We start from the raw sequence: 22,418 nt of genomic DNA on the forward strand, positions 1-22,418 counted from the left end.
AAGACCGGTGCCGTTCATCACCGCACCAGCCTCGTTCGCAGTGTCCCCACACCGCCTTCAGCGCGCTCGCCACTCCCCCAAACGCCCCCGCAAACGGGCCGCGCACTGGCTGTGTAACTGGCTGACCCGCGATTCACTGACGCCAAGGACTTCACCGATTTCCTTGAGGTTCAGCTCTTCGTCGTAGTACAGCGCCAACACCAGTCGCTCACGCTCCGGCAAATTGGCAATCGCGTCCGCCAACGCAGCCTGGAAACGTTCATCTTCCAGATCGCGCGACGGCTCAAGATGAGCACTCGCGCCATCCTCGTGCAGCCCTTCGTGTTCGCCGTCCTGCAGCAGGTCGTCGAAACTGAACAGGCGGCTGCCCAAGGTGTCATTCAAAATCCCGTAGTAATCGTCGAGACTCAATTGGAGTTCGGCTGCAACCTCGTGATCTTTAGCGTCACGGCCGGTTTTAGCTTCAATTGAGCGAATTGCGTCACTGACCATACGGGTATTGCGGTGAACCGAGCGTGGCGCCCAGTCCCCTTTGCGCACTTCGTCGAGCATCGCGCCGCGGATTCGAATGCCCGCGTACGTTTCAAAACTGGCGCCTTTGCTGGCGTCATATTTGGTCGAGACTTCGAGCAGACCGATCATTCCGGCCTGGATCAGGTCTTCGACCTGCACACTCGCCGGCAAACGCGCCAGCAAGTGGTAGGCAATGCGTTTGACCAGTGGCGCGTAACGCTCGATCAGTTCGTACTGCGCGTCACGTGCCGACTTCTTGTAGTAGTTCATACCGCTTGCGGTCATAGCACGGGCCCTGCCGTTTGCTGCACGAGGCGCTCGACGAAAAACTCAAGGTGGCCACGCGGGTTGGCGGGCAGCGGCCAGGTGTCGACCTTCTGCGCGATCGCCTTGAACGCCAGTGCGCACTTGGAACGCGGGAAGGCTTCATACACCGCACGCTGCTTCTGCACCGCTTTACGCACGCTTTCGTCGTAAGGCACGGCGCCGACATATTGTAGGGCCACATCAAGGAAGCGATCCGTGACCTTGGTCAACTTGGCGAACAGGTTGCGCCCTTCCTGCGGGCTCTGCGCCATGTTGGCGAGGACGCGGAAGCGGTTCATGCCGTAATCGCGGTTGAGCAATTTGATCAGCGCGTAGGCGTCGGTAATGGACGTCGGCTCGTCGCAGACCACCAGCAACACTTCCTGGGCTGCGCGCACGAAACTGACTACCGAGTCACCAATACCCGCAGCGGTGTCGATCACCAATACGTCGAGATTGTCGCCGATGTCGCTGAACGCCTGAATCAGGCCGGCGTGTTGCGCCGGACTCAGGTGGACCATGCTCTGCGTGCCGGACGCCGCCGGCACGATGCGAATGCCACCGGGGCCTTGCAACAGCACGTCGCGCAATTCGCAACGGCCTTCGATGACGTCGGCCAGCGTGCGCTTAGGGGTCAGCCCCAACAATACGTCAACGTTCGCCAGACCGAGGTCGGCGTCCAGCAGCATGACCCGACGGCCAAGCTCTGCCAGCGCCAGCGACAAGTTCACTGACACGTTAGTCTTGCCGACGCCACCTTTGCCGCCGGTCACCGCGATCACCTGTACGGGATGCATGCTGCCCATGTTATTTCTTTACCTTGTCTTGCATAGACGGAGGCCACATTACTGGCTGCGCGTTCACAACCGGAACAATGCATGGCAGACCATCGATGTAGGTACAAAAACTGTTCATGAATACCTCAGCCTACCTGCTTGGTCGGGCTGTGATAGATATCAGCGAACATGTCAGCCATGGCTTCTTCGCTGGGTTCTTCCTGCATTTGCACGCTGACGGCGCGGCTGACCAGTTGATGACGACGCGGCAGATGCAAATCATCCGGAATCCGTGGGCCATCGGTCAGGTACGCGACCGGCAATTCATGACTGATCGCCAGGCTCAACACTTCGCCAAGGCTGGCCGTTTCATCCAGTTTAGTCAGGATGCAGCCGGCAAGCCCGCAACGCTTGTAACTGTGATAAGCGGCGGTTAGAACCTGTTTCTGGCTGGTGGTTGCCAAGACCAGATAATTTTTTGACCGAATGCCACGCCCGGCCAGACTTTCGAGCTGCATGCGCAGGGCTGGATCGCTGGCTTGCAGGCCGGCAGTATCGATCAACACCACGCGTTTGCGCAGCAGTGGATCCAGCGCCTGCACCAGCGATTGGCCCGGATCGACGTGGGTCACCGGCACATTGAGAATGCGACCCAGCGTCTTCAGCTGTTCCTGAGCGCCGATACGGAAACTGTCCATGCTCACCAGCGCGACATTCTGCGCGCCGTATTTCAGCACATAACGCGCGGCAAGCTTGGCCAGCGTAGTGGTCTTGCCCATGCCGGCCGGGCCGACCATGGCAATCACACCGCCCTCTTCCAGCGGCTCGACTTCCGGTACGGCAATCATCCGTGCCAGGTGCGCGAGCAACATGCGCCAGGCCTGACGCGGCTCTTCGATATCGGTGATCATCGCCAGCAGATCGCGCGACAACGGGCCGGACAGGCCGATACGTTGCAGACGGCGATACAGATTGGCTTGCGCCGGACGGCTGCCTTGCAGCTGATTCCAGGCCAGGGTACCGAGCTGGACTTCCATCAGCTCGCGCAGGCTGTTCAATTCAAAACGCATCGAATCCAGTGCGCGCGGATCAACACCGCCGGAAGACTGCGCAGGTGCCGGGGCTGGACGCGCCGGAGCGGCGTAGGTCGGCTCGGTCAGCGGTTCAGCTGCGGTCAGCGGCAGGCCGGCCGTCAACGGCAGGCCAGCGAAAATCTGGCGATTGCTGTTGCCATCGGCTTCGCCACGCAGGCTCAACTCGGCCTGAGCGGTGACGATGCGCGACTGCGTCTTGCGCAGCTCGTCTTCGAGCTCCATGTTCGGAACCCGTGGCGCCAGCGCCGACAATTTGTAATCCAGTGCCGCCGTCAGCTCGACACCGCCGGCAATGCGGCGGTTGCCAATGATGGCGGCATCAGCGCCCAGCTCATCACGAACCAGCTTCATGGCCTGACGCATATCGGCGGCAAAGAAACGCTTAACTTGCATAAACCACTACCTCAGCCGTTGGGCCCTACTGTCGCAACGATGGTCACTTGCTTGTTGTCCGGTATTTCCTGGTAGGCCAGCACATGCAGTCCAGGGACTGCGAGGCGGCCAAAGCGCGAGAGCATCGCGCGGATCGGGCCAGCGACCAAAAGGATCACCGGCTGACCTTGCATTTCCTGACGCTGCGCCGCTTCGATGAGCGAACGCTGCAGCTTCTCGGCCATGCTTGGCTCCAGCAGAACGCCCTCTTCCGAGCCTTGTCCTGCCTTCTGCAGACTATTGAGCAATATTTGTTCCAACCTTGGTTCCAAGGTGATCACAGGCAGCTCCGACTCAGTGCCTACAATGCTTTGGACGATGGCGCGCGATACGCCGACGCGCACCGCAGCCACCAACGCGGCGGTATCTTGACTCTTCGCAGCGTTGTTGGCGATGGCTTCGGCAATACTGCGGATATCGCGCACCGGCACGTGTTCGGCCAACAGCGCTTGCAGCACTTTGAGCAGTTGCGACAGCGAAACCACGCCCGGCACCAGCTCTTCCGCCAGTTTCGGCGAGCTTTTGGCCAGCAATTGCATGAGTTGCTGCACTTCCTCGTGGCCGATCAGCTCACTGGAGTGCTTGTACAGAATCTGGTTCAAGTGCGTGGCGACCACGGTGCTGGCATCGACCACGGTGTAACCGAGCGATTGTGCCTGGGCACGCTGGCTGATTTCGATCCACACCGCTTCCAGGCCGAAAGCCGGATCTTTGGCATTGATACCGTTGAGCGTGCCGTAGACCTGGCCCGGGTTGATCGCTAGCTCGCGATCCGGGTAGATCTCGGCTTCGGCGAGGATCACGCCCATCAGAGTCAGGCGATAGGCGCTCGGCGCCAGATCGAGGTTGTCGCGGATGTGCACGGTCGGCATCAGGAAGCCCAGATCCTGCGAAAGCTTCTTGCGCACGCCCTTGATCCGCGCCAGCAATTGCCCACCCTGATTGCGATCCACCAGCGGGATCAGGCGATAACCGACTTCCAGACCGATCATGTCGATCGGCGTGACGTCATCCCAGCCCAGCTCCTTGGTTTCCATGGCGCGGGCCGGCGACGGCAGCAGTTCCTGCTGGCGCTTGACCTCTTCCAGCGCCACGACCTTGGCCACGTTCTGCTTCTTCCAGAACAGGTACGCGCCACCAGCGGCCAGCGCAGCCATGCTCAGGAAGGAGAAGTGCGGCATGCCCGGCACCAAGCCCATCACGGCCATCAAACCGGCCGCCACCGCCAACGCTTTCGGCGAGGCGAACATCTGGCGATTGATCTGTTTGCCCATGTCTTCCGAACCGGAAGCACGGGTCACCATGATCGCCGCCGCTGTCGATAACAACAGTGATGGCAATTGCGCCACTAAACCGTCACCGATGGTCAGCAAGGCGTAAACCCGACCGGCATCGCCGAAGCTCATGTTGTGCTGGAAGATACCGACGGCCATGCCGCCAATAAGGTTGATGAACAGAATCAACAGACCAGCGATGGCGTCACCCCGGACGAACTTGCTGGCACCATCCATCGAACCGTAGAACTCGGCCTCTTGGGCGACTTCCTGACGGCGCATCTTGGCCTGGTTCTGGTCGATCAGACCGGCGTTGAGGTCGGCGTCGATCGCCATTTGTTTGCCGGGCATTGCATCGAGGGTGAAGCGCGCGCTCACCTCGGAAATCCGCCCGGCACCCTTGGTCACCACGACGAAGTTGATGATCATCAGGATCGCGAAGACCACGATACCGACCACGTAGTTACCGCCGATCACCACCTCACCGAAGGCCTGAATCACCTTACCGGCAGCGGCGTGGCCGTCCTGACCGTGCAGCATCACCACCCGCGTCGAAGCTACGTTCAACGCCAGCCGCAGCAACGTCGCGACCAGCAGAATCGTCGGGAACACCGCAAAATCCAGCGGCCGCAGCGCGTACACGCAGACCAGCAGAACGACGATCGACAGCGCGATGTTGAAGGTAAAAAACACGTCGAGCAGGAACGGCGGCACCGGCAACATCATCATCGCCAGCATCACCAGCAGCAACAACGGCACGCCCAGATTGCCCCGACTGAGGTCGGCAACGTTTGTGCGAGCAGTGTTGAATAACTGAGAGCGATCCACCGGTTTTCCCCGTTCCTTTAAAGCAAACTTTTGACGCCCAGAGCGGGCTCACGGCGGGTACTGCAAGAAGCTTTCCAACTTTTGCCGGGGAATGAAATCGGGAGAGAAACATGCCCCCTGTAGGAGTGAGCCTGCTCGCGATAGCGGCGTGTCATTCAAAAAATTCGTCAACTGACACTCCGCTATCGCGAGCAGGCTCACTCCTACATTTGGTGTGCATTTCACTCTTACATTTGGAATGCAGTCTCTTCTGGGAGTGAGCCTGCTCGCGAAGAGGCCAGTGAAGTCCGCCAAATCGCCTTTTAAACTCAGGCGTTTAAAAGACACCTCCAGACACGCCTTCCAGGCTACAAATCCTTGCGCCATTGCCTACAGCCAAGCCAGAATCCGCCGGCTTGTGCGTCTTGGGGTCGGGTTCTATTGTGGGTCGGTCGCTGACGAATCAGCGATCGGGTCTCGCAGCCCGTCGATCTCTGGACGCACAACACCCGCTTTTTTATGGCGGCTGTACGTGGGAGACCTTCGGGTCTGCCGGTTCTAGAGTCCCGGTCTGCGACCCGCGTATAGCTGCCACCCTCATTCGTCTCGCAGCGAACGTTGGCAGCTCCAATGACTCTAGGAGCTTCACCATGATCAAACCAACACCCAACCCACCCGAAACCGACCCCACCTCCCCCTACGAATCCCTCGATTCCAAAAAGCTCCACGACGCCGCCGACCGCGCCCTCGATCACTACCTCTGCCCACCCGGCTCGACCCCGCCGCCACGTAAAACCCGTCGGATGTACGCCGTCACCGCAGATTTCAAGAACGAGGAACTGCTGGCCGATGCCAGCGAAACGCTCGCTTCGGCCAGAACCATCGCCCATGACTTCGCCCATCTCATCCCCGCGTCGCAACGCAGGACGCTGTTGGGGATCGCGCAATTGATCATGCTCGGCGAGCTGGCGGTGAATCGGGTGATGGATAATCTGCAGTTGCCGCAGTAACGCCCCGCGATGATCGTTCCCACCCTCCTGTGTGGGAATGCCTCAACGGACGCTCCGCGCTCGGCTTCGGAAGGGACGCGGAGCGTCCCGGGCTGCATTCCCACGCAGAGCGTCACTAGTGTCCGGTAAAAACTGCTTCATAGCAGAAGGCAGCCTTGAGCTGCCTTCTGCTCTGTTCGCTTCTGCCTTCGGTGTTCAAGATGTTCGATGCTTGATGGCGTTCGAACAACGTATGGGCTAGCCGAATGACGAAGCTGGAAATAGACCCGGAGCCACCTGATCGGCGCTGATAGAGATGCAGCAAAAGGTATGTGATCAGAGCGCTGTAAATCTGCAGACGAACGGCATTTTCGGAGAGGCAAAAATAGCGTTTGAGCTTTAGGTTTTGCTTGATCCACTTGAAAAACAACTTAATCTGCCAGCGCTGTTTGTACAGCCCGGCAATTTCTTCAGCAGAGCGAGAAAAGTCGTTAGTGACCAGCACCAGCGGTGTTTCGTGATCATCTCGGCGAATCTGTACTCGGCGTACCGCCTGATCCCGATAGAGATTCGCCAACCCCGCTGCGCTTCAAATTAAAAGCGGAGGTTTGTCACTTCCATCGAACCTTTTTTCACCAGATCACATACGACCGACCTACCGACTTTGAAGTTGAATTGGTGCTTTTGGCTTTCAGGGATCAGAAAGAAAAAACATCTTCCGTCAGGGTCAAGCGGAGGTTCCGGGTAAGGTGAGCGAATTTTCCCGGCAAGTATGTCTTTTATTCTGACGTATTCATCGTGCGTTCCCGGAAAGATAGTGCCCCTACCAGTTTTTTCGTTGTAGCTTACGAATGAACCCACGTCATCTTTATCTTTCAATTCCATTTCCTTTTCTCCTTTGCCATCGCATAAGCAAGCGCACCCGATGTGCGGCGCCACCCGGCAATCAAACCGCAGCAGCACGCGTCCCACACCTGTAAAACCTGACAGGTAAGACGTCTTTTCAGACGAAAGGTAAACCTGAGAATCACGCATAAGTCCGGTGATATCGGACCGAAAAGCGGACAGATTTATTTAACCATTGATGTATGGCCAAAAGCATTTCAGACGAACGGTGAGAAAACCTGTAACTTCTGACAGTAGATGCGTTTTCATATGTCTGCTTGAGTAGCCACTCATCAACTCAGCAGAGCAATCGTCATGAGCACGGTCAATCGGATTATCGAAGATTTCAACAATATGGAAAATTGTGAATTCGTGCAGAACAGTGGATTCGAGCGACCCGATATGGACTTTTTCCTCGGCCCTCGACCCAGTGAAAATTCGGTAATGGTCATCAGAAACTTTAAAGAAGAAGAGCACTTCGGCGGCAAGGTACTAGGTGTCATGAGCGGAGAGCTTAAAATAACCCTTAAAGCGCCGGCCTCGGCTATCAGCCTTTGGTTCATTAATGCCGGGGAAGGGTTTGAAGCCTATTTCTATAATAAAGACAATCAAAAACTCGGCCAGAGCGATCAGCGAGCAAAGGAGGGCGGTAGAACGTTGTTGGAACTGAAATTCGAACATCCAGACATACACAGCATCACCATCATTGAACCCAACGGGACGATTGTGCTCTTTGACAATATCGTGGCCACTTCCTGACTACGCAGCCTGACGGGAGCAAGCTCCCTCGCCACAATGACCGCACCAGGAGGCGGACTCTCATTGGGTCAGGCATAAAGAACCGCCGGCCCGTTCAATCGGGATGGCGGTTTTTTGTTGTATCACCGCAATGTCAGGAATCGCGGCGCAGATCCGGCGGAATCGGCTAATCGTCCTTGAGCGGATCCGAGAAAAGGGGACAGATCTATTTAAGCAGTGATTTAAACAGCGAGACTTGGCCGAGATTTTTTTGCCTACCGGGATGGCCCTTTCGCGAGCAAGCTCGCTCCCACAGGGAAACGCATTGCAAATGTGGGAGCGAGTTTGCTCGCCAAGGGGCCAGTGAAGTCAGCGCAAATCATCTTTTAAACTCAGGCGTTTAAAAGACACCTTCAGACACGCCTTCCAGGCTACAAATTCTTGCGCCATTGCCTACAGCTACGCCAGAATCCGCCGGCTTGTGCGCTTTGGGGTCGGGTTCTATTGTGGTCCGGTCGCTGACAAATCAGCGATCGGGTTTAGCGACCCGGACCATCTCAGTGCATCAGCGTTCGTGGCTTCGTTGTAGGACTCTTCGCCTGCAATTACGTTATGGCGGCTGTATGCGGGAGACCTTTGGGTCTACCGGGGTGCCTGTGACCGGTTCGCTAACCTGCGTACAGCTGCCACCTTCACTTGTTTAGCGACAGGGAAAGAGTGGCTCCATAACCTCAGGAGCTTCACCATGATAAAACCAACACCCAACCCACCCGAAATCGACCTCGCCTCCCCCTACGAATCCCTCGATTCGAAAAAACTCAACGACGCCGCCGAACGCGCCCTCGATCACTACCTCTGCCCACCCGGCTCAACCCCACCGCCACGTAAAACCCGCCGGATGTACGCCGTCACCGCGGACTTCAAAAACGAGGAGCTGCTGGCCGATGCCAGCGAAACCCTGGCTTCGGCCAGAACCATCGCCCATGACTTCGCCCACCTCATACCCGCGTCACAGCGCAGGACGCTGCTGGGTATCGCGCAGCTGATCATGCTCGGCGAGCTGGCAGTGAATAGGGTGATGGATAATCTGGAGTTGCCGCAGTAGCGACACGCGATGATCGTTCCCACGCTCCTGCGTGGGAATGCCTCAACGGACGCTCCGCGTTCGGCTTTGGAAGGGACGCGGAGCGTCCCGGGCTGCATTCCCACGCAGAGCGTGGGAACGATCATAAAAAACCGCCGCCCGTTTTCAGCGGCTTTGCGAACAGTTGGTCAATACCGCAGGATTTTCACTTTTCCATTCTTGCTCTTGGATAATTCGAACTCGACCTCGCCGCCCACCTTGACGCTCGCCTGCAGGACATCAGCCAATGGAATGCTGAATCGGTACTCTTTGGCGGTCAGAAAAAAACCCGTGGCCTCAGCAAAGGAAAGGCATCGTCCGGATGGCTTCGGCGTGATGGTGCCTTTACCGGTTTTTTCATCGTAGCTGCTGAAAATACCTTTCATTGCCTTGCTCCCTTTCACTCGCCCGCCCGGCCGCGCCAGCGCGCGACAGCACCTTGCATCAAACTGCAAAATCACGGCGACTGCACCTGTCAGAGTTGACAGTAATTGGGAATCTCAGACGAATGGCTGCACAACAACGTCAGGAATCGCGACGCAGATCCGGCGGAATCGGCAAGTCGTCCTTGAGCGGATCCGGGCGTTTGCCCTTGCCGGCGCGGTACTGGCGAATCTGGTAGACGTAGGCCAAGACCTGAGCCACCGCCAGATACAACCCGCCGGGAATTTCCTGCTCCAGTTCGGTGGAGTAGTAGATCGAACGCGCCAGCCCCGGCGATTCGAGGAGCATGACGTTGTTGGCGACGGCGATTTCGCGGATTTTCAGCGCGAGGAAGTCGCTGCCCTTGGCCAGCAGGATCGGCGCCCCGCCCTTTTCCGAGTCGTACTTGAGCGCGACGGCGTAGTGGGTCGGGTTGGTGATAACCACGTCGGCGTCAGGAATTGCCGCCATCATCCGCCGCTGCGACATCTCGCGCTGGGTCTGGCGGATGCGCTGTTTGACCTCCGGACGACCCTCCTGATCCTTGTGCTCGTCGCGCACTTCCTGCTTGGTCATCAGCAGTTTCTTGTGCGCTTCCCAGAGCTGCACCGGCACATCGACAGCGGCGATGATGATCAGGCCGCAGGCTAGCCACAAGGTACTCCAGCCGACCAGAGTGACGCTGTGAATAATCGCCATCTCCAGCGGCTCGTGGGCGATGCGCATCAAGTCATCGACATCCGACATCAGCACCACCAACGCCACCCCCAAGGTGACCAGAAACTTGGCCAGCGCCTTGAGCAGTTCGACTACAGCCTTGAACGAAAACATTCGCTTCAAGCCTGCCGCCGGGTTCATCCGGCTGAACTTGGGCGCCATGGAACCGGCCGCAAACAGCCAGCCACCGAGGGAAATCGGCCCGATCAGCGCCGCGAGCAACAGGGTGATCATGAACGGCTGGATGGCCAACAACGCCATCTGACCCGACTTCAACAGAAATGCGCCCATGGAACCCTGATCCATGATCACCTCACGCGACAGCGTGAAGTTCAGGCGCATCAGCTCCATCAAGTCTTCGGCGAGCATGCCGCCGAACACCAGCAGCGCACCGGCGCCGGCCATCATCACGGCGAGGGTGTTGAGTTCTTTGGAACGAGCAATCTCGCCCTTCTCACGGGAGTCTTTTTTGCGTTTGTCCGTGGGGTCTTCTGTTTTGTCCTGACCGCTTTCGCTCTCTGCCATGACTCAGCGCGCCCGTGCCAGTTCGCGTAGCAGCTGCAAGGCTTCAGTGGCCAGCGGCTGATACTGATTGAGAATGTCCGCCAGACCAACCCAGACGATAAACAGACCGAGGACCAAGGTCAGCGGAAAACCGATGGAAAAAATGTTCAGTTGCGGTGCGGCGCGAGTCATCACGCCAAATGCGATGTTGACCACCAGCAACGCGGTGACCGCCGGCAATACCAGCAGCAACGCCGCACCGAGGACCCAGCCGAGTTTGCCGGCCAGCTCCCAGTAATGCGCAGTCATCAGACCGCTGCCGACCGGTAGCGTGGTGAAGCTTTCGGTGAGCACTTCGAAGACCACCAGATGGCCGTTCATCGACAGGAACAGCAGCGTCACCAGCATGGTGAAGAATTGCCCGATCACCGCGACCGAGACGCCGTTGGCCGGGTCGACCATCGAGGCGAAGCCCATACCCATCTGGATCGCGACAATCTGCCCCGCCACGGCAAACGCCTGGAAAAACAGCTGCAGGGAAAACCCGAGTACCGCACCGACGAGAATCTGCTCGGCAATCATCAGCAAACCGCTGAGATCCAGCGGGCTGACCGCCGGCATCGGCGGCAGGCTCGGCGCAATGCACACGGTGATCGCCACCGCGAAATACAGGCGGATCCGCCGCGACACCAGCGTCGTGCCGAATACCGGCATCACCATCAGCATCGAGGCCACACGAAACAGCGGCAACATGAACGACGCCACCCAGGTACTGATCTGGGTGTCGGTCAGCTGAAGCAGCGATTGCATGGCTTAGCCGATGACCATCGGGATGTTTTTGTACAACTGAATGATGTATTCCATGAACGTCTGCACGATCCACGGACCGGCGACGATCAACGTCACCAGCATCACCAGCAGACGCGGCAGGAAGCTCAACGTCTGTTCGTTGATCTGGGTCGCAGCCTGGAACATCGCCACCAGCAAGCCGACCAACAGGCTCGGCACTACCAGAATCGCGACCATCAATGTGGTCAGCCAAAGGGCTTCACGAAAGATATCGACCGCAACTTCCGGCGTCATGGCGAGACACCTCCAAAACTGCTGGCCAAGGTGCCGATGATCAGCGCCCAGCCATCCACCAGCACGAACAGCATGATCTTGAACGGCAGCGAAATGATCAGCGGCGAGAGCATCATCATACCCATCGCCATCAGCACACTGGCCACGACGAGGTCGATGATCAGGAACGGAATGAAGATCATGAAGCCGATCTGGAACGCGGTTTTAAGCTCGGAGGTGACGAACGCCGGCACCAGAATGGTCAGCGGCGCCTGATCCGGGGTGGCGATGTCGGTGCGCTTGGACAGGCGCATGAACAGCTCCAGATCGCTGGTGCGGGTCTGGGCGAGCATGAAGTCCTTGATCGGCACCTGGGCTTTTTCTACCGCTTGCTGGGCGGTGAGTTTTTCCGCCAGATACGGTTGCAGCGCATCGTTGTTAACCCGATCGAACACCGGGGCCATGATGAACAGGGTGAGGAACAGCGCCATGCCGGTGAGGATCTGGTTCGACGGCGTCTGCTGCAGGCCGAGGGCCTGACGCAGGATCGAGAAGACGATGATGATCCGGGTGAAACTGGTCATCAGAATCACGGCCGCCGGAATGAAGCTCAGCGCGGTCATGATCAGCAGGATCTGCAGACTGACCGAATACTCCTGCGCGCCATCGGCGTTGGTGCCCAGCGTGATCGCCGGGATCGACAACGGATCGGCGGCGAACGCCAGCGGCGCGGCCAGCAACAAGGCCAGCGTCAAGACGATGCGTAACGCACCCATTACTTCGTATCCTTCTGATCCTTGCCGAGTATCTTCAGCAACTGCTGGGCAAAATCCGGAGTGGCTTTTTCACTGGTGCTCGGCACCGGCACCGGCTCCTTGAGCACGTGCAGCGCGGTGATGGTACCGGGGCTCAAGCCGAGCAGAATTTGCTCGTTGCCGACCTGCACCAGCAACAAACGGTCACGCGGCCCGAGCGCGCGCGAACCGATCAGCTCGATCACTTGCCCCTTGCCGGCCGGCCCTGCCTGCTGCACCCGGCGCAACAGCCAGGCGAGGAAGAAGATCAACCCCAGCACCAGCAACAGGCCGAACACCAGTTGCGTCAGTTGCCCGGCCACGCCGCTGTTGACCATCGGCGCGGTGGCGGCAGGCACTGTGGTGGTCGTCGACGGTTCGGCGGCCAGCACGCTCAATGGCAATGCCAGCAAAGCCCAGAGAAACCGTTTCACTCAGCGCAGCTTCTTGATGCGTTCGCTTGGGCTGATCACATCAGTCAGGCGGATGCCGAACTTCTCGTTGACCACTACCACTTCGCCGTGCGCGATCAGCGTGCCGTTGACCAGCACGTCCAGCGGCTCACCGGCCAGACGATCGAGCTCGATCACCGAACCCTGGTTGAGTTGCAGCAGGTTGCGGATGTTGATGTCGGTGCTGCCGACTTCCATCGAGATCGATACCGGGATGTCGAGGATGACGTCCAGGTTCGGGCCGTCGAGGGTCACCGGATCGTTGTTCTTCGGCACGCTGCCGAACTCTTCCATCGGCAGACGCGAGCCGCTGGCTGCGTCGGCGGCCAGCAGGGCGTCGATGTCAGCTTGACCGTCACCGGTTTCTTCCAGGGCCGCAGCCCATTCGTCAGCCAGTGCCTGGTCGTCCTGGGCGTTCATATCGTCGTTCATCATGTGTCCTCGGCGGGCAACAATTCAGTTAATGCAAAAGGGGGTGTGGCGCCGTTTCAGCGGCGCTCGATCGGCTCGATCACTTGCAACGCGAGGTTGCCTTTGTGTGAGCCCATCTTGACCTTGAAGGCCGGCACGCCGTTGGCGCGCATGATCATTTCGTCCGGCATCTCGACCGGGATCACATCCCCCGGCTGCATGTGCAGGATGTCACGCAGCTTCAACTGGCGACGCGCGACGGTGGCACCGATCGGCACGTCGACGTCGAGCACGTCCTGGCGCAGGGCGTTGACCCAGCGCTCGTCCTGATCGTCGAGGTCGGACTGGAAACCGGCATCGAGCATTTCGCGCACCGGTTCGATCATCGAGTACGGCATGGTCACGTGCAGATCGCCGCCACCGCCATCGAGTTCGATGTGGAAGGTGGAGACCACGATCGCTTCGCTCGGGCCGACGATGTTGGCCATGGCCGGGTTCACTTCCGAGTTGATGTACTCGAAATTGACTTCCATGATCGCCTGCCAGGCTTCTTTCAAATCGACGAAAGCCTGCTCCAGCACCATGCGCACCACGCGCAGTTCGGTCGGGGTGAATTCACGCCCTTCGATCTTGGCGTGACGGCCGTCGCCGCCGAAGAAGTTGTCCACCAGTTTGAACACCAGTTTGGCGTCAAGGATGAACAGCGCGGTGCCGCGCAACGGTTTGATCTTGACCAGGTTGAGGCTGGTCGGTACGTACAGCGAGTGCACGTATTCGCCGAACTTCATCACCTGCACGCCACCGACGGCAACGTCCGCCGAGCGGCGCAGCATGTTGAACATGCTGATGCGGGTGTAGCGGGCAAAACGCTCGTTGATCATTTCCAGAGTCGGCATGCGTCCACGAACGATGCGATCCTGGCTGGTCAGGTCGTAGCTTTTGACACTGCCGGGTTCGGCAGCGTTATCGGTCTGTACCAGACCATCGTCGACGCCATGCAACAGCGCGTCGATTTCATCCTGGGACAGCAGATCCTGCACGGCCATGTCGTGTTCCTACTGCAGTACGAAATTAGTGAAAAGCAACTGTTCGATCACCACTTTGCCCAGCTCTTTCTGCGCCACTTCCTGGACGCTGGCGGTGGCCTTCTGGCGCAACATCTCCTGGCCGACCGGGGTCGCCAAGGTGGCGAAATCCTGACCGGAGAAGAGCATCACCAGGTTGTTGCGGATAACCGGCATGTGCACTTTGAGCGCTTCCAGATCAGCCTGATTACGCGCCAGCATGGTGATGCTCACCTGCATGTAGCGCTGACGGCCGTTCTGGTTGTAATTGGCAACGAAGGCCGGCGCCATCGGCTCGAAAATCGCCGGTTGCTTGCCGACAGGCGCTGCATCGGCGGCCTCGGCAGGCTTGCTCTGGGCACTGTGCATGAAGAACCAGGTCGCCCCCACGGATGCACCAATGGCCAGCAGCAATGCCAGCACGATCACAATGATCAGCTTGAGTTTGCCTTTGGTTGCGGGGTCTTTCACTGCTGCTGTTTCGCTCTTCGCCATGCCAATAATCCGTCACTATTCGGGTTTTCACAGTCGCACGGCAAGGCAAGAGCAAGTGTTATGCCAGAAGTGTCGGAGGTCGTGGAGACAACGCTAAAGTCAAAGGCACCCTCACCCCAGCCCTCTCCCGGAGGGAGAGGGGGCCGACCGAGTTATTTTGCCGTGATACGTCGACCTGAAGTACCGAGTCGACTATGGATTCACAGCAAAAGTATCAGGTCGGCGTACTTCGCCAGCATCCCCCAATCAGTCCCCTCTCCCACTGGGAGACGGCTAGGGAGGGTTTTCAGAGGCCGACCGAGGTGTCTTGCTTCATACACCGAGCTGAAAGACCGGATCGATTATGGATTCACGGCAGAAGTATCAGATCGGCGTACTTCGCCAGCATCCCCCAATCAGTCCCCTCTCCCACTGGGAGAGGGCTAGGGTGAGGGTTTTCAGAGGCCGACCGAGGTGCCTTGCTTCATATACCGAGCTGAAAGACCGGATCGACTATGGATTCACAGCAAAAGTATCAGGTCCGCGTACTTCGCCAGCATCCCCCAATCAGTCCCCTCTCCCACTGGGAGAGGACTAGGGTGAGGGTTTTCAGAGGCCGACCGAGGTGTCTTGCTTCATACACCGAGCTGAAAGACCGGATCGATTATGGATTCACAGCAGAAGTATCAGGTCGGCGTACTTCGCCAGCATCCCCCAATCAGTCCCCTCTCCCTCTGGGAGAGGGCTAGTGTGAGGGTTTTCAGGGGCCGACCGAGGTGTCTTGCTTCATACACCGAGCTGAAAGACCGGATCGATTATGGATTCACGGCAGAAGAATCAGGTCGGCGTACTTCGCCAGCATCCCCCAATCAGTCCCCTCTCCCACTGGGAGAGGGCTAGGGTGAGGGGCTTTTGATTTGATCAGGCGTAATTTGATCAGGCGTAATAGTCGACCGCGCTGCTGCCGATCACGCTGGTGGTTTGCGCAGCGGCATCAGCAATGGCGGCAGGCGCCAGTTCTTCATCCGCCGAATCGAGGCGACCACCGGCAGCGCGGGTGTGGCCACTCTGGCCCTGTTGCGCCTGCTCCTGACCTTGCTGGCCCTGCCAGCCACGGCTCTGATCGGAGACATTGACGTCAACCTGGCCCATGCCCTGCTGGTTGAACATTTCACGCAGGCGATGCATCTGCCCGTCCAGCGCTTCACGCACACTTGGATGCGCGCTCATGAACGTGACCTGGGTCTGTTGATCCGGGACCATGTTCACGCGGATGTCCAGACGTCCCAGCTCCGCTGGCTGCAACTGAATGTCCGCCGCCTTCAGATTGGCGCTCGACAGATACATGACGCGGTTGACCACTTCCTCGGTCCAGCCGCTCTGGTGCATGGCAATCGGCTGATTCACCGGCACCGCATTCGCGGTCTTCGGCGTAGCCGCCTGCGTCAGTGCCGCCAGACGGTTGGCGAAGTCATCCACACGGGTATCGCTGGTCGCAGTCTTGAGATCTTTGAGGCCATCGTCGATCAACCCGCTGAAGGCTTTTTCGCCGCCCTGGCTGGTGCTGTCCTTGTCGGCTTGTACGTCGAGCATGCTGGCCATGCCAGCGGCAAAGTTCTGCGCCGCAGTCAATTCGCCGTCGGCCTGAGCCTGAGCTGGCGACGCTTTCGGCTGCGCCTGGCTGGCAGCGGAAATGTGCCCGCCCTGCTCCATCGCCATGCGCACGGCCGGCATCGAATCGAGGGGATCGGCCGAAGGGTCGAAATCGCTGTCGGTGGCCGGTGCCGGATCTTTGACCGTACCTGGCAGCGCGGCAACGGCAGGGGTTTCGGTTTCAGGCTGGGCAGTCGCGACGACCGCCGGAGTCTGCACAACCGGCGCCGCAACCACCGGCTGCACAGCGGTTGCCAATGCCGGATCGAGTGTCGGATCAACCGGCGTCGCGTCTACGGCTGGAGTCTGGGAGGTGTCAGTGTTGTCGTCGCTGCTGGCGGTACTGTCATCGGTCGCCGCGGTTTTATCGGCAGGCAAGTCGTTGCCGCTATCGGCAACCGCCGGCTGCGCAGCGGCAGACTGATCTTCGCCAATGTCCTTTTTGCCGCTGTTGTCAGCGACCTTGTCACGCGACGACTTGGGCGAATTGTCAGCGGTGGCGACAGGCTTGCTCGATCCCTGGTCGGCGAACACTTTAGCGAAGCTTGAGGCCTTATCCCCGGTATCTACGGCCATGGCCGACGTTTTCGCAGAGGCGGCTTGCGCCTTGGCCTGAGCGGCGTTCTGAAGAAGGATGTTGGGGGTCGCAGGCATGAAACGGTCTCCGCTGCACTGGGATCGTAGGTACAGTTGCAGAGATAACTGCAAGTGCCGGGCCAGATTTGCCCGGCGCTTGAGAAAAGCGCCGGACGGCGAGATCAGTGCGTGTGAGCGGGATGTTTTTCGCTTTCGTAAACCGGGCGAACTTCAGCAAATTCGCCACTGATCTCAGCGACCAGTTTGACTATTTCCGCCGGGCTCTTGTCTCTGGCGTCCGATTCGAGTTCCTGGCAGAGCGCCGCCAAGCGGACAGCTCCCATGTTGCTGGCGCTGCCCTTGAAACTATGGGCAACTTCCGACAACACCTTGGCATCAGAGGTCTTTTGCAACTCGCCCAAGCGACTTTCGGAATCCGCCAGAAAGGTATCCAGAAGCTCCGGATAACCCTCCTCCATGACTTCGCGCAGTACGCTCAGCGCCTCGCGATCAATATGTGTGTCAGTCACTTGTTCACTCCTTGATCAAGAATTGCGCGGATTATGCCTCAACCTCCCAGGAAAACTCCACGCGAGCACTACGACCTTCGTCCGACCAACTGGCATTACGCCCCAATTGCCGGACCAGACTGACGCCGCGCCCCGACAAACGGACACCGTCCAGCGGCCGCTCCATGACCCGCGCCACATCAAAGCCCTTGCCGCTGTCTTCAACACGAATGATCAGTCGGCCGCCCTCGCCGTGTGGCTGCACCTGCAAATGCACGCGCACGAAACCGTCCTGCAGTGACTCCAGCCGATCATTGCGCTGCTGGTAGTAACGAGCGAACCCCGCCGCATCGCGCTTGAGACTGGAATCCAGACCGAGCACGCCATGCTCCAGCGCATTGGAATACAACTCGGCCAGCACGCTGTACAAAGCACCACTTTGCGCCCGCAGCCCATGCACCTCAAGCAGCAACTGCAACAGATACGGCAAGGGATTGAAGCGCTTGAGCGTGGCGCCACGGAATTCGAAACTCACCGACCAGTCCAGCGGACAGGATTGGCCGCTGTCGGAATACACCGGCGCCGACGGCTTGACCTGCGCCGGCTCCAGCAGGCTGACCTCGACCATGCTGACATCGTCGCGCGCCTCGCCGCGAAAATCCCGCAGTGCCTGCTCGATATCCTCGAACAAGCGATCCGGCTCGCGGTTGGCGGCGAACACCTGCTGCAAACGCTCGACACCGAACAGTTGATCACTGGCGTCACTGGTGTCGATCACCCCGTCGGACAACAGAAACACCCGATCGCCGACGGCCATCGGATGCACTTCCGTACGGTCATCGAACGCCTGCGCACTCAGCACCCCCAGCGGCAAGTGCCGTGCGGCCAGTGGTACACGCTCGCCAGTAGCAATCCGATGCAGATAACCGTCAGGCATGCCGCCATTCCACACTTCGACCGAACGCCGCTGAAAGCTCAGACACAACAGCGTGGCGCAACAGAACATGTCGACCGGCAGAATGCGTTTGAGCTTGGCATTCATCTCGCGCAGGGTTTCGGCCAGGCCATAGCCCTTGGCGGTCATTCCGTAGAACACCTCGGCCAAAGGCATCGCCCCGACCGCTGCCGGCAGGCCATGACCGGTAAAATCGCCCAACAGCACATGCATGTCGCCCGCCGGCGTGTACGCCGCCAACAGCAAGTCGCCGTTGAACAAGGCATAGGGCGATTGCAGGTAGCGAATGTTCGGCGCGCTGAGGCAACCGGAGTGCGCAACCTTGTCGAACACCGCTTTGGCCACGCGCTGTTCATTGAGCAGGTAATCGTGGTGTTTGGCGATCAGGTCGCGCTGTTGCAGCACGGTTGCCTGCAAACGCCGCAAGCGATCCATCGCCTTGATTTTGGCGGCGAGGATCACTTGGTTATAGGGCTTCGCCAGAAAGTCGTCACCCCCGGCCTCCAGACAACGGGCCAGCGCTTCGCTTTCGGTCAGCGACGTGAGGAAGATGATCGGCACCAGCGTCTCGCCCGCCAGCGCCTTGATCTGCCGCGCCGCTTCGAAGCCGTCCATGACCGGCATCATCGCGTCCATCAGTACCAGGTCGGGTTGCTGGCGACGAAACAAGTCGACCGCTTCGGCACCGTTGGCCGCCGTCAGGACTTCATGGCCTTGGCGGCGGACGATGGTCGACAGCAACAGGCGATCGGCGGCGCTGTCTTCAGCGATCAGGAGGGTCAGCGGCTCTTGCGCCTGCATGGCCGTCAAGTGATGTCGAAGAGTTTGTCGAAATTGGAGATGGCGAGGATCTTGCGCACGTCGGAGCTGCTGTTGACCACACGCACGTCCGACTCGTCACCGCCGGCGTGATCCCGCAACAGGAGGAGCATGCCCAGTGCGGAGCTGTCGAGGTAGGTGGCCTTCTTCAGATCCACCACTATGGACTCAGGCTTCGCATTGAGTCGCTCATAGGACTCGCGAAACTCCTGATGCCGACCAAAATCGAATCGCCCCTCGATCGAAATCGTCAGTTTTTTCCCATCCGGAGAGACTTCTGTAACGACTGACATTAACTGGCTTCCTTGTCATTGACGAACCTGTACAAGGTTTAGCACCTGCACAGGGTTGCAGCAAGGTTAGAAGCCAGATCAAGAGATCGCAGCCTTCGGCAGCTCCTACACCGATCCCTTGTAGGAGCTGCCGAAGGCTGCGATCTCTTGATCTTGTTTTAGAAGGGGTTTTGTCGTGGCAAACGCTGGGACAGTTCATCAAGCAGCTTCTGCTCACGTTTGTCTTCAAGGCGTTGCGCCTCTTCGCGATAACGCTGCACCAGTTTACGCAGCCCCTCGACCTTGGCGAACGCCTGTTGCCATTCTTCACGCGCCTTGTCGAGTTTGTTCTGATGCCAGACCAGACTCTGGCGCTGCTGGTCGACGGCGGTGTCGAGTTGCGCCAGAAAGCCCTGAAAACCCAGCAGCCATTGCCCACTCACGCCGGTACTGCCGCGCACGATCCATTGCTCGGAATAATCCAGACGAAAGGCATTGAGGTCGGCCAGTTTGCTTTCCGCAACTTTCACCTGCCCCTGAAAATAGCCCAGGCGTTGCACGGCGGCTTTCTCGGCCTGTTCGGCCATGTCCACCACCGGCGCCAGACGCGCGGCTCGACTGACGGCGGCCATGAGCGGTTAGCCGCCCGCCGCTGGGGCAAACAGGGTTGCGAGGTAAGCCTGGCTCTCACCCATGTTGATTTTGTCGTTCAGCCCCTGACGCTGGTAGCGAACCAGTTGCGGTTGCAGGGAGATCGCCAGATCGGTCTCGCGATCGCCGCCGGCAACGTAGGCGCCAACACTGATCAGATCGCGGCTCTGCTGATAGCGCGACCACAACTGCTTGAAATATTGCGCGCGTTGCATGTGCTCCGGCGAGACCACCGCCGGCATGACCCGGCTGATCGACGCTTCGATGTCGATGGCCGGATAGTGACCTTCCTCGGCCAGACGCCGGGATAGCACGATGTGGCCGTCGAGTACGCCTCGGGCCGAGTCGGCAATCGGATCCTGCTGGTCATCGCCTTCGGACAACACGGTGTAGAACGCGGTAATCGAACCACCGCCCTTCTCCGCATTACCGGCACGCTCGACGAGTTTCGGCAACTTGGCGAACACCGACGGCGGATACCCCTTGGTCGCCGGCGGCTCGCCGATGGCCAGGGCGATTTCCCGCTGGGCCTGGGCGAAACGGGTCAGCGAATCCATCAGCAACAGGACGTTCTTGCCCTTGTCGCGGAAATATTCGGCGATGCGCGTGCAATACATCGCTGCGCGCAGGCGCATCAACGGCGCATCGTCTGCTGGCGAGGCAACCACCACAGAGCGCTGGAGGCCTTCTTCACCGAGGCTGTGCTCGATGAACTCCTTAACTTCTCGCCCCCGCTCACCGATCAGGCCGACGACGATAATGTCAGCCTCGGTGAAGCGGGTCATCATGCCCAGCAATACGGATTTACCGACACCGGTACCGGCAAACAGACCCAGACGCTGGCCACGACCGACCGTCAACAAACCGTTGATGCAACGGATGCCAACGTCCAGCGGCACGCTGATCGGGTCACGGTTGAGCGGATTGATTGTCGGGCCGTCCATCGGCACCCAGTCTTCGGCTTTCATGCCGCCTTTGCCGTCCAGTGCGCGCCCGGCACCGTCGAGGACGCGACCGAGCATGCTCATGCCCATCGGCAAGCGCCCGGTATCAGCCAGCGGCACTACGCGGGCGCCCGGGGCGATGCCGGCGACACTGCCGACCGGCATCAGAAAGACTTTGCTGCCGGAGAAACCCATGACTTCCGCTTCCACCTGGGAGGGGTGATAGCTGTCGTCATTGATCACCAGACAGCGCGTACCCATGGCGGCGCGCAGGCCTTCGGCTTCGAGGGTGAGGCCGACCATGCGCAGCAGGCGACCTTCAAGAATCGGCGCACCGGCAATTTCGGTGGCCTCAGCGTAAGTACTCAGGCGCTTGGCGAAACTGGTGCGTTCAAGGCGCATCGGGGTCGTCCGCGAGCGGCTCTTCAGCTGTGGCCGCCGGTTTTACGTCCTCTGGAATGTCCAGACTCAGATCCGCTTCAGCCGGATGCAAAGCCTGCTCGTGCAATTGATCGAACAACTTCGCCATGACCTGGATCACGCGGGTTTCGATGCTGGCATCGATGCGGCTGTGCTCGGTTTCAACCCGGCAACCGCCCGGCAATAGCGATTCATCTTCGACGATGCGCCAGGTTTCCTCATGACGTTCGCGCAAAGCCTTGGCCTGTTCGAAGTCCTGCGGATTGACGTACAGGCGCACATTCTCGACGCCCAGCGGCAACAGCTTGAGGGCGTCGCGCATGACGTGTTCGATCTGGCTGGAATCGATGGCCAGTTCGCGCTTGATCACCTGTTTGGTGATGTGTTGCACGAGGTCGACCAGCGATTTCTCGATTTGCGTGTCTTGCTCGGCGATCGGTTCGAACAGGTTCGCCATCAACTGCTCAAGGCTGGCAAGTTTTGCCGCCAGCGCAACCTCCGCTTCCTGACGCACCTTGAGGGTCGCACTGTGAAAACCTTCTTTCTCGCCGATGCCAAAGCCTTCGTTGTAAGCCTCCTGACGGATGCTTTCGAGTTCTTCCAGGGTCAGTGGCTGGACTTCTTCCAGCGGCACTTCTTCCATTTCCGGCGGTTCGGGCTCCGGCTCAGGCTCGGGTTCCGGCTTCGGCGGGTCGAAGCTGGGCATGGCCCAGGATTCGAAACCACGGACATCGCGGGCGCGGATCAGATCCGTCACATCGTCGTCGTGCTTGTCCATGGG

At 59.2% G+C, this 22,418-nt stretch carries 25 protein-coding genes; 3 read left to right on the forward strand and 22 right to left on the reverse strand.

The genetic code is table 11. From position 1 onward, the window contains the following. Positions 1-57: 57 nt before the first annotated feature. The 4 genes from fliA to flhA all read right to left on the reverse strand — a co-directional run bounded on the left by fliA (position 58) and on the right by flhA (position 5,223). Entirely contained in the window at positions 58-798 is a 741-nt protein-coding gene (gene fliA / locus CKW38_RS25155; RefSeq protein ID WP_007920004.1) for an RNA polymerase sigma factor FliA, read from the reverse strand. Next, complete coding sequence (gene fleN / locus CKW38_RS25160; protein ID WP_003222917.1) at positions 795-1,625, reverse strand: flagellar synthesis regulator FleN; 831 nt, start codon at positions 1,623-1,625, stop codon at positions 795-797. Before fleN ends, fliA begins: the two co-directional genes overlap by 4 nt. Before the next feature lie 116 nt (positions 1,626-1,741). Continuing rightward, positions 1,742-3,082 carry a flagellar biosynthesis protein FlhF gene (gene flhF, locus CKW38_RS25165; protein WP_007920012.1) on the reverse strand — a complete coding sequence of 447 codons (1,341 nt, stop codon included), beginning with the start codon at positions 3,080-3,082 and terminating at the stop codon, positions 1,742-1,744. Positions 3,083-3,093: 11 nt separating this feature from the next. Then, complete coding sequence (gene flhA, locus CKW38_RS25170; protein WP_007920014.1) at positions 3,094-5,223, reverse strand: flagellar biosynthesis protein FlhA; 2,130 nt, start codon at positions 5,221-5,223, stop codon at positions 3,094-3,096. 629 nt (positions 5,224-5,852) lie between these two features. Here flhA and CKW38_RS25175 point away from each other — a divergent pair. Continuing rightward, positions 5,853-6,212, forward strand: a complete 360-nt coding sequence (locus tag CKW38_RS25175; RefSeq protein WP_095114140.1) for a DUF6124 family protein — start codon at positions 5,853-5,855, stop codon at positions 6,210-6,212. 115 nt (positions 6,213-6,327) lie between these two features. Here the strand turns inward: CKW38_RS25175 and CKW38_RS30285 are convergent, their stop codons facing one another. Together CKW38_RS30285 and CKW38_RS25185 are read right to left on the reverse strand one after the other, a co-directional pair. Next, on the reverse strand, positions 6,328-6,768 hold the full coding sequence (locus CKW38_RS30285) for a transposase (protein WP_218222438.1): 441 nt from the start codon (positions 6,766-6,768) through the stop codon (positions 6,328-6,330). A gap of 17 nt (positions 6,769-6,785) precedes the next feature. Continuing rightward, entirely contained in the window at positions 6,786-7,076 is a 291-nt protein-coding gene (locus CKW38_RS25185; RefSeq protein ID WP_095114141.1) for a hypothetical protein, read from the reverse strand. 315 nt (positions 7,077-7,391) lie between these two features. Here CKW38_RS25185 and CKW38_RS25190 point away from each other — a divergent pair, with 315 nt between their 5' ends. Together CKW38_RS25190 and CKW38_RS25195 are read left to right on the forward strand one after the other, a co-directional pair. Next, complete coding sequence (locus tag CKW38_RS25190; protein WP_095114142.1) at positions 7,392-7,835, forward strand: hypothetical protein; 444 nt, start codon at positions 7,392-7,394, stop codon at positions 7,833-7,835. Positions 7,836-8,559: 724 nt separating this feature from the next. Continuing rightward, positions 8,560-8,919, forward strand: coding sequence for a DUF6124 family protein (locus CKW38_RS25195; RefSeq protein ID WP_038361600.1), 360 nt, complete (start codon positions 8,560-8,562; stop codon positions 8,917-8,919). 167 nt (positions 8,920-9,086) lie between these two features. Here CKW38_RS25195 and CKW38_RS25200 read toward each other — a convergent pair whose 3' ends face one another. The 16 genes from CKW38_RS25200 to fliH form a co-directional block, all read right to left on the reverse strand. Beyond that, positions 9,087-9,323 carry a hypothetical protein gene (locus CKW38_RS25200; protein ID WP_095114143.1) on the reverse strand — a complete coding sequence of 79 codons (237 nt, stop codon included), beginning with the start codon at positions 9,321-9,323 and terminating at the stop codon, positions 9,087-9,089. Between the two features lie 139 nt (positions 9,324-9,462). After that, positions 9,463-10,602 carry a flagellar biosynthesis protein FlhB gene (flhB, locus tag CKW38_RS25205; RefSeq protein WP_095114144.1) on the reverse strand — a complete coding sequence of 380 codons (1,140 nt, stop codon included), beginning with the start codon at positions 10,600-10,602 and terminating at the stop codon, positions 9,463-9,465. A 3-nt stretch (positions 10,603-10,605) separates the two neighbouring features. Beyond that, positions 10,606-11,391, reverse strand: coding sequence for a flagellar biosynthetic protein FliR (fliR, locus tag CKW38_RS25210; RefSeq protein ID WP_095114145.1), 786 nt, complete (start codon positions 11,389-11,391; stop codon positions 10,606-10,608). A gap of 3 nt (positions 11,392-11,394) precedes the next feature. Further along, entirely contained in the window at positions 11,395-11,664 is a 270-nt protein-coding gene (fliQ, locus tag CKW38_RS25215; protein WP_007920026.1) for a flagellar biosynthesis protein FliQ, read from the reverse strand. Further along, positions 11,661-12,419: a flagellar type III secretion system pore protein FliP gene (fliP, locus tag CKW38_RS25220; protein WP_007920027.1), complete on the reverse strand. Its 759-nt coding sequence runs from the start codon at positions 12,417-12,419 to the stop codon at positions 11,661-11,663. The genes fliQ and fliP overlap by 4 nt, the downstream gene beginning before the upstream one ends. Continuing rightward, the gene (gene fliO, locus CKW38_RS25225; protein WP_007920029.1) at positions 12,419-12,871 is read right to left on the reverse strand and encodes a flagellar biosynthetic protein FliO; all 453 of its coding nucleotides are present in this window, start codon (positions 12,869-12,871) and stop codon (positions 12,419-12,421) included. The genes fliP and fliO overlap by 1 nt, the downstream gene beginning before the upstream one ends. Then, positions 12,872-13,321 (reverse strand): flagellar motor switch protein FliN, encoded by a 450-nt coding sequence (fliN, locus tag CKW38_RS25230; RefSeq protein WP_007920031.1) that lies wholly within the window; start codon positions 13,319-13,321, stop codon positions 12,872-12,874. A 56-nt stretch (positions 13,322-13,377) separates the two neighbouring features. Continuing rightward, positions 13,378-14,346 (reverse strand): flagellar motor switch protein FliM, encoded by a 969-nt coding sequence (gene fliM / locus CKW38_RS25235; RefSeq protein ID WP_007920032.1) that lies wholly within the window; start codon positions 14,344-14,346, stop codon positions 13,378-13,380. A 9-nt stretch (positions 14,347-14,355) separates the two neighbouring features. After that, a complete protein-coding gene (gene fliL, locus CKW38_RS25240) occupies positions 14,356-14,859 on the reverse strand; it encodes a flagellar basal body-associated protein FliL (RefSeq protein ID WP_007920033.1) in 504 nt (167 codons plus the stop codon). A 915-nt stretch (positions 14,860-15,774) separates the two neighbouring features. After that, positions 15,775-17,145 (reverse strand): flagellar hook-length control protein FliK, encoded by a 1,371-nt coding sequence (locus CKW38_RS25245; protein ID WP_095114146.1) that lies wholly within the window; start codon positions 17,143-17,145, stop codon positions 15,775-15,777. A 104-nt stretch (positions 17,146-17,249) separates the two neighbouring features. Further along, positions 17,250-17,597, reverse strand: coding sequence for an Hpt domain-containing protein (locus CKW38_RS25250; RefSeq protein WP_095114147.1), 348 nt, complete (start codon positions 17,595-17,597; stop codon positions 17,250-17,252). Positions 17,598-17,628: 31 nt separating this feature from the next. Then, positions 17,629-19,332: a fused response regulator/phosphatase gene (locus tag CKW38_RS25255; RefSeq protein WP_007920036.1), complete on the reverse strand. Its 1,704-nt coding sequence runs from the start codon at positions 19,330-19,332 to the stop codon at positions 17,629-17,631. A 5-nt stretch (positions 19,333-19,337) separates the two neighbouring features. Continuing rightward, positions 19,338-19,643 carry an STAS domain-containing protein gene (locus tag CKW38_RS25260; RefSeq protein WP_095114148.1) on the reverse strand — a complete coding sequence of 102 codons (306 nt, stop codon included), beginning with the start codon at positions 19,641-19,643 and terminating at the stop codon, positions 19,338-19,340. Between the two features lie 158 nt (positions 19,644-19,801). Continuing rightward, positions 19,802-20,254 (reverse strand): flagellar export protein FliJ, encoded by a 453-nt coding sequence (fliJ, locus tag CKW38_RS25265; protein WP_095114149.1) that lies wholly within the window; start codon positions 20,252-20,254, stop codon positions 19,802-19,804. Positions 20,255-20,260: 6 nt separating this feature from the next. Continuing rightward, positions 20,261-21,619, reverse strand: coding sequence for a flagellar protein export ATPase FliI (gene fliI, locus CKW38_RS25270; protein WP_007920040.1), 1,359 nt, complete (start codon positions 21,617-21,619; stop codon positions 20,261-20,263). Next, positions 21,609-22,415, reverse strand: a complete 807-nt coding sequence (gene fliH, locus CKW38_RS25275; RefSeq protein ID WP_095114150.1) for a flagellar assembly protein FliH — start codon at positions 22,413-22,415, stop codon at positions 21,609-21,611. Before fliH ends, fliI begins: the two co-directional genes overlap by 11 nt. Positions 22,416-22,418 lie beyond the last annotated feature (3 nt).

Source organism: Pseudomonas sp. Irchel 3H7 (assembly GCF_900187605.1).
Lineage (GTDB): Bacteria > Pseudomonadota > Gammaproteobacteria > Pseudomonadales > Pseudomonadaceae > Aquipseudomonas.

Bases quoted from the DNA above. Each gene is read 5' to 3' on its own strand.
- fliA (WP_007920004.1), bottom strand. From the start codon at position 798: ATGACCGCAAGCGGTATGAACTACTACAAGAAGTCGGCACGTGACGCG.
- fleN (WP_003222917.1), bottom strand. From the start codon at position 1,625: ATGGGCAGCATGCATCCCGTACAGGTGATCGCGGTGACCGGCGGCAAA.
- flhF (WP_007920012.1), bottom strand. From the start codon at position 3,082: ATGCAAGTTAAGCGTTTCTTTGCCGCCGATATGCGTCAGGCCATGAAG.
- CKW38_RS25175 (WP_095114140.1), top strand. From the start codon at position 5,853: ATGATCAAACCAACACCCAACCCACCCGAAACCGACCCCACCTCCCCC.
- CKW38_RS25185 (WP_095114141.1), bottom strand. From the start codon at position 7,076: ATGGAATTGAAAGATAAAGATGACGTGGGTTCATTCGTAAGCTACAAC.
- CKW38_RS25190 (WP_095114142.1), top strand. From the start codon at position 7,392: ATGAGCACGGTCAATCGGATTATCGAAGATTTCAACAATATGGAAAAT.
- CKW38_RS25195 (WP_038361600.1), top strand. From the start codon at position 8,560: ATGATAAAACCAACACCCAACCCACCCGAAATCGACCTCGCCTCCCCC.
- CKW38_RS25200 (WP_095114143.1), bottom strand. From the start codon at position 9,323: ATGAAAGGTATTTTCAGCAGCTACGATGAAAAAACCGGTAAAGGCACC.
- flhB (WP_095114144.1), bottom strand. From the start codon at position 10,602: ATGGCAGAGAGCGAAAGCGGTCAGGACAAAACAGAAGACCCCACGGAC.
- fliR (WP_095114145.1), bottom strand. From the start codon at position 11,391: ATGCAATCGCTGCTTCAGCTGACCGACACCCAGATCAGTACCTGGGTG.
- fliQ (WP_007920026.1), bottom strand. From the start codon at position 11,664: ATGACGCCGGAAGTTGCGGTCGATATCTTTCGTGAAGCCCTTTGGCTG.
- fliP (WP_007920027.1), bottom strand. From the start codon at position 12,419: ATGGGTGCGTTACGCATCGTCTTGACGCTGGCCTTGTTGCTGGCCGCG.
- fliN (WP_007920031.1), bottom strand. From the start codon at position 13,321: ATGAACGACGATATGAACGCCCAGGACGACCAGGCACTGGCTGACGAA.
- fliM (WP_007920032.1), bottom strand. From the start codon at position 14,346: ATGGCCGTGCAGGATCTGCTGTCCCAGGATGAAATCGACGCGCTGTTG.
- fliL (WP_007920033.1), bottom strand. From the start codon at position 14,859: ATGGCGAAGAGCGAAACAGCAGCAGTGAAAGACCCCGCAACCAAAGGC.
- CKW38_RS25245 (WP_095114146.1), bottom strand. From the start codon at position 17,145: ATGCCTGCGACCCCCAACATCCTTCTTCAGAACGCCGCTCAGGCCAAG.
- CKW38_RS25255 (WP_007920036.1), bottom strand. From the start codon at position 19,332: ATGCAGGCGCAAGAGCCGCTGACCCTCCTGATCGCTGAAGACAGCGCC.
- CKW38_RS25260 (WP_095114148.1), bottom strand. From the start codon at position 19,643: ATGTCAGTCGTTACAGAAGTCTCTCCGGATGGGAAAAAACTGACGATT.
- fliJ (WP_095114149.1), bottom strand. From the start codon at position 20,254: ATGGCCGCCGTCAGTCGAGCCGCGCGTCTGGCGCCGGTGGTGGACATG.
- fliI (WP_007920040.1), bottom strand. From the start codon at position 21,619: ATGCGCCTTGAACGCACCAGTTTCGCCAAGCGCCTGAGTACTTACGCT.
- fliH (WP_095114150.1), bottom strand. From the start codon at position 22,415: ATGGACAAGCACGACGACGATGTGACGGATCTGATCCGCGCCCGCGAT.